The organism is Streptomyces sp. NPDC002156 (assembly GCF_053593675.1).
In genome coordinates, this window is the sequence record NZ_JBSFDA010000280.1 from 1 (window position 1) to 7,964 (window position 7,964).

The following is a 7,964-nucleotide window of genomic DNA, read 5'->3' on the forward strand; positions in this document are numbered from 1 at the left end:
CCCACCGCCAAGCTCCGCGCCCGGCTGACTTCGATGGCGGACCAGACGGGGATCGCGGTCATCGCCGTCGACCCGGCCTACACCTCGAAGTGGGGCGCCCAGCACTGGCAGAAGCCCCTCACCACGACAACCCGCACAACCACCCGCCACGACGCAGCCGCCGTGGCGATCGGAAGGCGCGCCCAGGGACACCCGATCCGGCGACGGACGGCACCGCCCCCTGCTCACCGGAGTGATGAGCAGGGGCATCGGACCGTCCAGGCCGGGACGGGCGTCCTTGGGCGTGAGGGAACCCGCCCCCGCATTCCCGGACCACGGACACGATCCGTAGGCGCCGGTTGCGGAGTGAACGCGGGCAACCAGAACGCCCAACACCGTTCGGGGCGTTCGGCTGAGCATGAGACCTGGCGACAGGACTCACTCCCGCTCAGTTCCTAGGAACGGTCGGTTCCAGCCCCTTGACCGGCGAAGCCGTCACCGTGACGACGACCTCGCGCGGAACATGGGCCAGAACCTTGTCCTCGGTGGCCTTGGCGGGCAGCACCTCGTACCGGACCCGCTCCAGCAGCTCCCGGAGCCCCCGAAGCCCAGACGCGGCCAATGTCTACCCGGCCTGCTCTTCGTCACGCAGACGGTAGTACGCGGCCTTGGACGCCGGCAGCGGCTCCTTGCCCAGGATCAGGTCGGCGGCCTTCTCGGCGATCATCATCACCGGCGCGTAGATGTTCCCGTTGGTGACGTACGGCATCACCGACGCGTCCACGACCCGCAGCCCCTCCACCCCGTGCACCCGCAGACTCTCCGGGTCGACGACCGCCATCTCGTCCGCCGCGGGCCCCATCTTGCAGGTGCAGGACGGATGCAGAGCCGTCTCGCCCTCCTTGGCGACCCAGTCGAGGATCTGCTCGTCCGTATCCACCTGGGGCCCGGGCGAGACCTCCCCGTCGTTGTACGGGGCCATCGCCGGCTGGTTGAGCAGCCTGCGCGCCACCCGGATCGCCTCGACCCACTCCCGCCGGTCCTGCTCGGTGGAGAGGTAGTTGAAGCGCAGCGCGGGATGCTCGCGCGGGTCCTTGCTCTTGATCTTCACCGAGCCGATCGCGTCGGAGTACATCGGGCCCACGTGCACCTGGTAGCCGTGGCCACCCGCCGGTGAGGAGCCGTCGTAGCGGACCGCGATGGGCAGGAAGTGGAACATCAGGTTGGGGTAGTCGACGTCCTCGTTGCTGCGGGCGAAGCCCCCGGCCTCGAAGTGGTTCGTGGCGGCGGGGCCCTTGCGGAACAGCCACTGGAGGCCGATGAAGGGGGCGCGCCACTTCGCCATGTACGGCTGCATGGACACCGGCTGCTTGCAGGCGTACTGGACGTACACCTCCAGGTGGTCCTGCATGTTCTCGCCGACGCCGGGGAGATCGTGGACGACGTCGATGCCCAGCGCCGCCAGCTCCCCGGCGTTGCCGACTCCCGACAGCTGGAGCAACTGCGGGGAGTTGATCGCGCCGCCGCAGAGGATGACCTCCTTGGCGCGGACCTGCTGAAGCGCGCCCTTGCCCCGCTGGTACTCGACCCCGACGGCCTTCTTGCCCTCGAAGAGCACACGCGTGACCAGCGCCCGAGTCTTCACCGTCAGGTTGGGCCGCTTGCGGACGGGCTTCAGGTACGCCTTGGACGCCGACAGCCTCCGCCCCCGGTGGACGTTCCGGTCGAACTTGGCGAAGCCCTCCTGCCGGTACCCGTTGACGTCGTCCGTCGCCGGGTACCCCGCTTCCACGGTGGCCTTGAGGAAGGCGCCGAAGAGCGGGTTGGTGGCCGGGCCGCGTTCGAGGACGAGGGGGCCGTCGTGGCCGCGGAACTCGTCTTCGGGGTCGGCGGCGAGACAGTTCTCCATGCGCCGGAAGTACGGCAGACAGTGCGCGTAGTCCCACTTGTCCATGCCGGGATCGGCCGCCCAGCGCTCGTAGTCCATGGGGTTTCCGCGCTGGAAGATCATGCCGTTGATGCTGCTGGAGCCGCCGAGGACCTTGCCGCGGGCGTGGTAGATGCGCCGGCCGCCCATGTGGGCTTCGGGCTCGGACTCGTACTTCCAGTCGTAGAAGCGGCTGCCGATGGGATAGGTCAGGGCCGCGGGCATCTGGATGAAGACGTCCCACGGGTAGTCGGACCGGCCGGCCTCCAGGACCAGCACCCGGTTCGCCGGGTCCGCCGAGAGCCTGTTCGCCAGTGCGCTGCCGGCCGATCCGCCGCCGACGATGACGAAGTCGTATTGCAGGGGAGCCATGATCTCTCGTCTCGCTCGCGCCGTAGATACGCGACGCATGCTAATCCAGTAGCGCTATACGCACCAGGTTGCGGGACACGCAACATGCAAGGTCTTGGTTTCGTAGCTGTTACCGGAAGGGGCGTTTTTTACTGCGCGTATAGTTTCGTTGTGAGCAACCACAGCACAGACACCGAAACGTCCAATTCACCGGCCGGCGGAGTGCAGTCGGTCGACCGCGCGATCAGCGTTCTGGAGATCCTCGCCCAACGCGGCGAGGCAGGCGTCAGCGAGGTCGCTGCCGAGATCGATGTTCACAAATCGACCGCGTTCCGGCTGCTAGGCGCGCTGGAGGCCCGTGGTCTGGTGGAGCAGGCGGGCGAGCGCGGCAAGTACCGCCTCGGCTTCGGAATCGTGCGGCTGGCGGGTGCGGTCACGGGGAGTATCGACATCACCCAGCAGGGCCGCCCGGTCTGCGAGCAGCTCGCCGAGGAGATCGGCGAGACCGTCAACATCGCCGTGCTGCAGGAGCACTACGCCGTCAACCTGTTCGAGGCACGCGGCCCCGGAGCGGTCAGCGCGTACAACTGGGTCGGCCAGCTGACCCCGCTGCACGCCACCTCCAGCGGCAAGATCCTGCTGGCCCACCTGCCCTCCAAGGAGCGCGCCACGCTGCTGAACGGGGCGGGCCTGAAGAAGGTCACCCCGCACACGATCACCGCGAAGTCGAAGCTGGAGAAGGATCTCGCGGAGGCGCGGGAGCGGGGATATGCGTGGACGCAGGAGGAGCTGGAGGTCGGGCTGCACGCGATGGCGGCGCCGGTCCGGGACCGGGACGGGGTGGTTGTGGCGGCGGTGAGTGCTTCGGGGCCCTCGTACCGGTTCACCACGGAGCGGCTGCATGAGTTGGCTCCGCTGCTGGTGAAGGGGGCGGCGGAGATCAGTCACCGGATGGGGTACCTCGGCTAGGAACGTGTCTCAGCGACCGGCATCCGGCCGGGAGGGTACGGCCCGCACCGATCGGGGTTAGGAAGGCGGGCGCCTGCCCGGCGGGCTCCGGAATCCCGGACGGTCGCCAGGCCGGGCTCAGGCGGTCGCCAGGTCCTGCCCGGGCAGGTCCTCGGGGAGCAGGCTGCGCAGGTCCTCCAGGCCCGGAGCCGGCATGGCGCCCAGCCGGCCGGCCTGCCGGGTCATCATGGCCTCCATCAGTTGCCGGGCCGTGCGCGCGTTGCCGAAGGAGCGGTCGCGGGGGATGGCGTCGACGTACGTGTGCAGGGCGCGCAGGGTGTCGGGGCCGACGTCGTAGCCGGAACCGGCGGCGATACCGCCGATGATGGCGACGAGTTCTTCCGTCGTGTAGTCCTCGAACTCGACGGTCCGGCTGAACCGGGAGGACAGGCCGGGGTTGGACGACAGGAAGCGGCCCATCTCCTCGGTGTACCCGGCGGCGATCACCACCACCTCGTCCCGGTGGTCCTCCATCAGCTTCAACAAGGTGTCGACGGCTTCCCGTCCGAAGTCCGAGCCGGCACCCTCGGGGGTGAGCGTGTACGCCTCGTCGATGAACAGCACACCGCCCAGAGCCCGTTCGAAGGCCTCCTTGGTGAGCTGCGCGGTGTGCCCGACGTACCGGCCGACCAGGTCGGCGCGCGCCACCTCCACCAACTGGCCCTTGGGCAGCACGTCCAGGGAACGCAGCAGGCTGGCGTAGACCCGGGCGACGGTCGTCTTGCCGGTGCCGGGCGGGCCCGAGAAGACCAGGTGGCGGCCGACGTTGAGGGTGGGCAGGCCGGCGGCGCGCCGGTGCCGGGCGGCGGTGAGCAGGTTCACCAGGGCGGTCACCTCGCGCTTGACGGCCGACAGGCCGGTCATGGCGTCGAGTTCGGCGAGCAACTGCGCGGAGTCGGGGGCCGCTTCCGCGCCGGTGTCACTGTCCGTACCGACGTCCTCGGGCAGCAGCAGCGACAGGTCGCGCTCTGCCGGGGAGTCCATGGAGCCCAGCCGGAACGCCTGCCGGTCCACCATCTCCTCGAACACCTTGCGGGCCGCCCGGCCGTTGCCGAACGTCGCGTCGCGCGGCATCCGTTCGTAGAGCCGGGCCAGTGAGTCCAGGGTGTGCGGGTCGAGTTCGTAGCGGTGGGTCTCGCACATGGAGCTGGTGATGGTGACCAGTTCGTCCACCGAGTAGTTGGCGAAGTCGATGGTGCGGGTGAAGCGGGAGGCCAGGCCGGGGTTGGAGGAGAGGAAGCGGCCCATCTCCTCCGTGTAGCCGGCGGCGATCACCACCACGTCGTCCCGGTGGTCCTCCATCAGCTTCAGCAGCGTGTCGACGGCCTCCCGGCCGAAGTCCGCGCCCGAACTGCGGCTGTCCGACACCAGGGTGTACGCCTCGTCGACGAACAGCACTCCGCCCAGGGCCCGTTCGAAGGCCTCGCTGGTCTTGATGGCGGTGCCGCCGATGATCTGTGCGACCAGGTCGGCCCGGGACACCTCGACCAGGTGCCCGGAGCGCAGCACGCCAAGATCGGCGAGGATGCCGCCGTAGAGCCGGGCGACGGTCGTCTTGCCGGTACCGGGCGGGCCCGAGAAGACCAGGTGCCGGCTCATCGGCGGGGTGGGCATGCCCAGGCTGGCGCGGCGCTGCGCGAGTTCGTTGAGGTTGACCAGGGTGCGCACCTGGCGCTTGACGTCACCCAGCCCGACCAGGGCCTCCAGTTCCTCCAACGGACCTGCGGGGGCGGCCGACTTGCCGTCGCCGGCGCCGGTGCCCGCCCCGCTGCCGGTGATGACGGCGCCCCACTCGTCGTCGAGCGTGTTGCCGCTGCTGCTCAGCCGCTCCACGGTGAGCCGCTCGCCCGGCCGGGACTGGCGCAGCCCCGCGCCCCGGTTGTCCTGGACGACGCAGCCGGCCACCGTGACGGGCTCCGCGCTGTCCACCCGGATGCCGTCGCCGGTGCAGCGGCTGAGCCGGCAGCCGTCCAGCTCGGCCCGGCCGCCTTCGCCGACCAGCACCCCGTGCGCTCCGGCGCCGTCGGCGTGCACCCGGGTCAGGGTGAGCCGGCCGCCGCGTTCCACGGCGATGCCGGACACCTCGCCCCCGTACATCTCACAGTCGGTGAGGGTGCCGAGGCCGCCGTCACCGACGGAGACTCCGGGCCCGCCGGCGTCCCGTACGGTCAGGTCCCGGACCTCGGGGCGGCCACCGTCGGCGGTACGCAGCCCCGCCGCGCCCGTGCCGATGACCGTGCACTGCTCCAGGCGGCCCCGGCCGTCCTCGGTGACCTCCACACCGTGGCCGCCCGCGCCGGTGATCCTGACCCGCAGCAGCAGCGGGTCGGCGCCGGAGCGGACGGCGACGGCGGTGCCGGCGCAGTCGTCCACGGCCAGGTCCTCGAACTCCGCCTGGGAGCTGCCGGTGAGCAGCACCGCCCCGGCGCTGTCGGCGCAGTCCCGTACGGCGGTGCCCCTGAGCAGGGGCGCGCTCGACCCGTTGACCCGGATCGCGGAGGCGGTGGCGGAGTCGAAGGCGCAGTCCTGGAAGGTGCCCCGGGAGCGTTCGGTGACGGCGAGGCCGCTGTCCTTGGTCCTGCTGGTACGGCAGCGCAGCAGCTCCGGGTCGGCGCCGTCGGCCAGGACGATGCCGGGGCCGGTGGTGTCGGTGACGGTGACGTCCTCCAGGGCCGGGCGGTTGGAACTGGTGATGTAGACGCCGGCCGAGGTGTCCTGGACGGTGGTGCGGACGACCCGGGTGGCGGAGCGGCCTTCGAGGGCGACGGCCGGTTTCCCGGTGCCGGAGATGACGCAGCCCTCGACCAGGCCCTGTGCTTCGCCGTTGGCGAGGACGCCGTTGGCCTGGGCGTCCCGGATCCGGCAGTCGCGGACGGTCGTACGGGCTTCCTCGCCCAGCACGACGGCGCTGGTCCCGAGGTTCTCGAACCGGCAGTCGTCGAGGACGCTGCCGGTGGGCGCGGTGTCGACGAAGCCGGCGCCCTCCGGGTTGGAGATCCGGCAGTGACGCATGACCACCGAGCCCTCCTGGCGGGCGATGACGGCCGTCCAGCCGGAGCCGACGACGGTGCAGCCGTCCATGGCGACCTGGCCCCGGGGCGCGTCGACCACCGGCAGGTCCTCGCTGCCGCCGCGCAGGGTCAGGTCGGTGAGCATCACCGCGTCGGCGACGAGGAGGACGGCGGTGCCCTTGCGGGGGCAGATCTCCACGCTGCCCGGGTCGCCGTCGGCGCTGATGGTGACCCGGGTGCGGACGGTGAGGTTCTCGCGGTAGCGGCCGGGGCGGACCCGGATCACGGCGCCCGCGCGGGCCTTGTCCAGAGCCTCGCCGATGGTCCGGAAGTCGTCGGGCCGGTCCGCCGAGACCGTGAGCAACTGCCGTGACACGCAAGGACCTCCTGGTGTGGCCGTGACCGGGGGCACGAGCGCGCGGGCGCGGTGCGGGGGCGGGGGGCACCGACTGCAAGGATCCCCCGGCGGGACTGCCCGTTGGCCCGGACTGCCCCTTTCAGCAGTGGACTCTGCCCGTGCGGACAACGGGTGCGGCGGCGCTCCGGGCCTCCCGTACTCGGCACGTATCCTGCGCGCCATGCGACGTACTGGCGCTCGACCTGGTGCCCAACGCCCTTCGGCGACAAGGCTGATGGCCGCCGCCGCCCTGCTGACGGCACTGGCCGGGGCCCCGGCGTCGGCCGCCGACGCGGTGCTGCCCGCCGTCGCCTCCGTACTCCCGGCGGGCGGGGCGTGCACGGAGCCGTCCACGGAGCGGGCCACCGACGACCCGTGGACCCGGCAGGCGCTGGGCCTGACCCGGGCGTGGCAGTTCTCGCGGGGCGTCGGGGTGACGGTCGCGGTCGTGGACACCGGGGTCGGTTCGGGCGCTCCCGCGCTCGCGGGCCGGGTCACGGCGGTCGGGGAAGCGGGTACGGACTGTGTGGGGCACGGGACGTTCGCGGCGGGCCTGATCGCGGCCGCACCCCAGGACGGCACGGGGGTGGCGGGGCTCGCCCCGGAGGCCCGGATCCTCGCGGTGCGCGGCACGGACGGGCGGGGCGCCACCACGGCGGACCGGCTGGCGGCGGCGATCCGTACGGCTGCCGACCGGGGCGCCGACGTGATCTACGTCGGTCTGGCGCTGGCGTACGGCGAGGACGAACTGACGGCCGCCGTCGCGCACGCGGCGGAGCGGGACGCCCTGGTGGTCGCGCCGGTCGCCCCCGACGCGCCGGCGGTGAATCCCGGCACGGGCCGTACGGTCCCCGCCGCGCCGGTGTACTGGCCGGCCGCCGCCCCCGGGGTCGTGTCGGTGCTGGACTTCGGCCCGGACGGGGGCCGCCCCGAGGACGCGCCGCAGGTGGCGGGGGCGGCGCTGGCGGCGCCGGGCGACTCTGTGGTGGGGGTCGGTCCCGCCGGGACGGGCCACTTCATCGGCTCGGGCTCCTCCTTCGCGGCCGCGCAGGTGGCCGGGGCGGCGGCGCTGGTGCGGGCCCGGTATCCCGGGGCGGGGGCGGCGGAGGTCGCGCGCCGCCTGACGTCGGTGGCGTATCCGACGCTGCCGGCCCGGCTGGACCCGTACGCCTCGCTGTCGGCGGTCCTGACTTCCGGCGGGGGCACGGCGCCGGCCCCCGACCCGGCCGTGGTGGTGCCCACCGCACCGACCGGGCCGCGCGGGCGAGCGCTGCTGAGATCGGAACAGCGG

General features: G+C 72.2%; 4 protein-coding genes and 2 pseudogenes. 3 read left to right on the forward strand and 3 right to left on the reverse strand.

The genetic code is table 11. The annotated features are described in order from the left end of the window. Positions 1 to 438: pseudogene (locus ACWCRB_RS47785) on the forward strand (IS200/IS605 family accessory protein TnpB-related protein); the annotation flags it as partial. Between the two features lies 1 nt (position 439). On the opposite strand, the pseudogene ACWCRB_RS47790 reads toward ACWCRB_RS47785, so the two are convergent. After that, positions 440 to 601 (reverse strand): annotated as a pseudogene (locus ACWCRB_RS47790) (5,10-methylenetetrahydrofolate reductase); the annotation flags it as partial. A 3-nt stretch (positions 602 to 604) separates the two neighbouring features. After that, positions 605 to 2,278 carry a choline dehydrogenase gene (gene betA / locus ACWCRB_RS47795; RefSeq protein WP_451002067.1) on the reverse strand — a complete coding sequence of 558 codons (1,674 nt, stop codon included), beginning with the start codon at positions 2,276 to 2,278 and terminating at the stop codon, positions 605 to 607. Positions 2,279 to 2,479: 201 nt separating this feature from the next. On the opposite strand from betA, the gene ACWCRB_RS47800 reads away from it, so the two are divergent. Next, complete coding sequence (locus ACWCRB_RS47800) at positions 2,480 to 3,226, forward strand: IclR family transcriptional regulator (RefSeq protein WP_451002070.1); 747 nt, start codon at positions 2,480 to 2,482, stop codon at positions 3,224 to 3,226. A 117-nt stretch (positions 3,227 to 3,343) separates the two neighbouring features. On the opposite strand, the gene ACWCRB_RS47805 is transcribed toward ACWCRB_RS47800, so the two are convergent. Next, positions 3,344 to 6,652, reverse strand: a complete 3,309-nt coding sequence (locus tag ACWCRB_RS47805; RefSeq protein WP_451002068.1) for a right-handed parallel beta-helix repeat-containing protein — start codon at positions 6,650 to 6,652, stop codon at positions 3,344 to 3,346. Between the two features lie 202 nt (positions 6,653 to 6,854). Between ACWCRB_RS47805 and ACWCRB_RS47810 the strand changes: the two genes are divergently transcribed. Next, a partial coding sequence (locus ACWCRB_RS47810) for a S8 family serine peptidase (RefSeq protein WP_451002069.1) occupies positions 6,855 to 7,964 on the forward strand: 1,110 nt, incomplete at its 3' end.